Raw genomic sequence first — 822 nt, 5'->3', positions numbered from 1 at the left:
TGTTTAAGAATATTTTACATCGCCCACTGAACTTAGACATAGCCTTGCCTAAAGCAAAACCTCGGGCACCTACTTATTTATCGCGTGATGATATTCGACGACTTATAGAAAGTTGCACGGATATGCGCTTAAAAACATTGATAGTGGTGTGTTATGGATGTGGTTTGCGTATTGGCGAACTGCTGCGCATCAAAGTGCAAGACATCGATGGACAGCGTAAAACCATTTTAATTGAACATGGTAAAGGAGATAAGTCACGCTATGTTGTTGTATCAGATAGCGTGCTAAATCAATTACGTTGTTATTGGAAAATGTATCACCCAACGGGCTGGATGTTTTATTCACGATGGTTAATGGATAAACCCATGTCACCCTCAAGCTTCAGAAAGGCATTGAAAAAACATGCACAAATGTGTGGTTTAAAGCACTGTAATCCACATGTATTACGCCATGCTTATGCAACACATCAACTTGAGTTAGGGATGCCGCTTCATCAACTTCAACATCAGCTTGGTCACAGTGACATTAGAACCACGCAAAGTTACTTACACTGGTTACCTGAATTAGGGCATGGTGGCATTGATTTACTCGCAAGTTGGGGAAACCAATGAGCGGCTTGCACCTCGCTGATATTTTAAATTCTGGCCTTGGGAATTATCGGCAGCACCACATAATGAGTTATCAGCAGTTACGTGTCTGCCAACACCTTCAATCATGCAGAACGGGTCAGCTCGGTTATCAAGCATGGCAATGTGATAACTGTAGTGAAGTACAACAAATTGGGTGTAGTTGTCGAGACCGTCATTGCCCACGTTGCCAAGG

2 protein-coding genes are annotated in these 822 nt (G+C 42.6%); both read left to right on the top strand.

The genetic code is table 11. The annotated features are described in order from the left end of the window. Window positions 1-611 (top strand): tyrosine-type recombinase/integrase (locus PALI_RS00030; RefSeq protein WP_226894467.1); only part of this gene is annotated, 611 nt, incomplete at its 5' end. Further along, window positions 608-822 (top strand): transposase zinc-binding domain-containing protein (locus tag PALI_RS00025; RefSeq protein ID WP_193154357.1); only part of this gene is annotated, 215 nt, incomplete at its 3' end. The genes PALI_RS00030 and PALI_RS00025, both read left to right, overlap by 4 nt.

Origin of the sequence: Pseudoalteromonas aliena SW19 (assembly GCF_014905615.1) — a bacterium.
GTDB lineage: Bacteria > Pseudomonadota > Gammaproteobacteria > Enterobacterales > Alteromonadaceae > Pseudoalteromonas > Pseudoalteromonas aliena.
The sequence above is the reverse complement of the archived record's forward strand: the minus strand, read 5'-3'. Positions and strand labels throughout refer to the sequence as shown.